Source organism: Azohydromonas sediminis, from assembly GCF_003574675.1.
GTDB classification, from domain to species: Bacteria; Pseudomonadota; Gammaproteobacteria; order Burkholderiales; family Burkholderiaceae_C; genus Calidifontimicrobium; species Calidifontimicrobium sediminis.
On sequence record NZ_QOAZ01000074.1, the window covers coordinates 1 to 2,478 of the forward strand.

The 2,478-nt window shown below is 69.0% G+C and carries 4 protein-coding genes and 1 pseudogene; 3 read left to right on the forward strand and 2 right to left on the reverse strand.

Translation table 11 applies throughout. The features are described from left to right. Positions 1–100 precede the first annotated feature (100 nt). Positions 101–571, reverse strand: a pseudogene (locus tag DRV96_RS17605) (ATP-binding protein); the annotation flags it as partial. Beyond that, positions 568–1,575: an IS21 family transposase gene (istA, locus tag DRV96_RS17610; RefSeq protein ID WP_119293573.1), complete on the reverse strand. Its 1,008-nt coding sequence runs from the start codon at positions 1,573–1,575 to the stop codon at positions 568–570. The pseudogene DRV96_RS17605 and the gene istA, both read right to left, overlap by 4 nt. Between istA and DRV96_RS18245 the strand changes: the two genes are divergently transcribed. The 3 genes from DRV96_RS18245 (at position 1,478) to DRV96_RS18890 (ending at position 2,387) form a co-directional block, all read left to right on the forward strand. Next, complete coding sequence (locus DRV96_RS18245; RefSeq protein ID WP_162911138.1) at positions 1,478–1,828, forward strand: hypothetical protein; 351 nt, start codon at positions 1,478–1,480, stop codon at positions 1,826–1,828. The genes istA and DRV96_RS18245 overlap by 98 nt on opposite strands. Positions 1,829–1,841: 13 nt before the next feature. After that, entirely contained in the window at positions 1,842–1,979 is a 138-nt protein-coding gene (locus tag DRV96_RS18250) for a hypothetical protein (RefSeq protein ID WP_162911139.1), read from the forward strand. A gap of 111 nt (positions 1,980–2,090) precedes the next feature. Continuing rightward, positions 2,091–2,387, forward strand: coding sequence for an integrase core domain-containing protein (locus DRV96_RS18890; RefSeq protein ID WP_419187069.1), 297 nt, complete (start codon positions 2,091–2,093; stop codon positions 2,385–2,387). The last annotated feature ends 91 nt before the right edge of the window (positions 2,388–2,478 follow it).

A 2,478-nucleotide genomic window follows, 5' to 3' on the forward strand; every position in this document is an offset into this window, starting at 1 on the left:
AACTGCGGCCTATTGGATTCGTTGCTGGGAGTTCGCGCCATCGGCATTCACCCCGCAAAGCCAGTGTTCATGCGGGTTGCGGGGGTTTTGCAGGGGCGACGAAGTATTCCTTCAGCCGCCCCTGGCTGCGCGCGGCGGCCAGCTGCAGCATCAGGTCGGCCGCGGTGATGAAGCGCACCTTGTGGCCGGCGCTGACCGCGCGGTGGGCGATGGCCAGCGCCAGGTGCGTCTTGCCCACGCCGCTGGGGCCGAGCAGCACGACGTTGTCGGCGCGCTCGACGAAGGCCAGGTGGGCGAGTTCCAGGATCTGCGCCTTCGGCGCGCCGGCAGCTTCCTTCCAGTCGAACTGCTCGAGCGTCTTGACCGCCGGCATCGTCGCCAGCTTCATCAGCGTGGCGACCTTGCGCTCGTGTCGTGCACGCACCTCGGCGTCCAGGACGCGCTCGAGGAAGTCGGCGAAGCTCGCCTGCTGCTGGGCCGCGTGCTGCGCGATGGCGGGCCACTCGGCGTGTAGCCGGGCGAACTTCATCTGCGCGCACAGCGCCTCGATGCGCTGGTGCTGCAGGTTCATGGCCTCACCTCCAGCAGCGCGTCATAGACGGCCAGCGGGTGCTGCAGGCTCTCTACCGGCATGGCAACCTTCGCCGCGATCTTCGGCGGCGCCTTGAGCGCCGGCGCCGGCAGCATCACGGCGCGCTCTTCGGCCAGGCGCACCGCCGGCACGGCGCCGGTGGTGCCGTGCACGCGCTCGTTGGCCACCTCGTCGAGCCAGCGCCGCACGTGCAGGTTGGCAAGCTCCGCCGTCAGCGCCAGCCCGCTGGCCTTCAGGCTGGCCGCCAGCGGCACCAGGAAGCTGCCCTTCAGATACCCGTTGAAGCGCTCGACCTTGCCCTTGGTCTTGGCTCGGTACGGCCGGCACAGGCGCGGCGTGAAGCCGCACTCGTCGGCCAGCCGCAGCAGCTCGTCGTTCCACCGGTGCAGGCCGGGCCCATACGCGTCGCGCTCGATGACCACGCTCTTGGCGTTGTCCATCAACACCTCGGCGGGCACGCCGCCGAAGTAGTCGAACGCCTCGCGCAACGCCGCGCACAGCGTCGCCGCGTCCTCGGCGGTGGTGAACTTCACGAAGGTGGCGCGGCTGTAGCCGAGGGTGGCCACCAGCGCCAGCAGCGGGTCGCGCCCGCGCCGCACGACGGTGAAGTCGGCCTGCATCTGCCGCCCCGGCGGCGTCTCGAAGCGAACCACCGGCTCGGGCTCGGCCTTCTTCATGGGTGCGAGGAATGCCTTGAGCTGGCTGATGCCGCCCGTGTAGCCACGCTCGGTGATCTCGCGCAGCAGCACGGTGGCCGGGATCCAGCGCGGGCGCGCATGCTCGATGCGCTCCAGCAGGTACGCCCGGTAGGGGTCCAGCTTGCACGGCCGCGGCGCCCTGGGGCCGTAGCGCCTCGCATCCTCGTCACGCAGGTACCGCCGCACGGTGTTGCGCGAGCAGCCCAGCTGCCGCGCGATCTGCCGCACCCCTTCGCCCCTGCGAGCCATCACTCGTATCTCCACTGCTTGCTCCTGGGTCAACATCGACGGCCAAAAAGCCGTCAGCTTCGCCCAGGTGGGTCAGATTTACTTCGGCGCAGTGGGTCAGTTTTGCATCGGCGGTGACACGGAGAACGCCGAGCTCAAGCGGCTGCTGGCCGAGGTGCACCTGGACATCCGCGCGCTCATGGGCGTCCTCGGCGTCAAGCCTTCACAGCGACTTGGCGCGCAATCGCCAGAAGGTGCGCCGCCCGTCGGCCGCCGAGTGCGTCCCGCGGCAGGTGGCGCGCGCCGTTAACGAGGTCGGGAGCGTGGATTGCCGCAGCGACAGTCGGGCCAACGGCCGCCGCCTGAAGTGCCTGACCGTGGCCGACCACTTCAGCCACCAGTGCGCGGACATCACGGTGCACTACGGCATCTCGGGCGAGTACGTCACGCGGCTGCTGTAGCGCGTCGTGGTCTTCTGCGGCCAGCCGGCGGCCGTGCGCACCGACGAGGGGGAGTAGTCAACGAGCCGGGCCTTCATCGCCTGGGGGGCAATCAGGCATCACGTCCGGCTCCTGCTCATCGAGCCGGGCAAGTCCGTGCAGAGTGGCTACATCGAAAGCCTCAGCGGCAAGTTCCGCTCCGAGTGTCTGAACGAACACTGGTTCCAGACCCTGCAGCAGGCCCGCGAGACCATCGTCCACTGGTGGCGCGACGATGGCCGGGCCAAGCCGCACAGCGGCCTAGGGCAGATTCCGCCTTCGCGTGCTTCCCCTGGCAGCAGGGTCAAGAAAATGAGAAAGGCCCGCAGCAGCGGGCCCTCGAACGTCAATACCGGACTCGGGGCGAAAAGTGGGTGCCTCAGAGCCTGAGAGGCAATTGATCGCCGCAGACGCCCGTCGGGTTGGCGTCAGGGCCAGAGGAACGAACGTCACGCGGCGCTGCTGCGCGGGTGATGTCGCT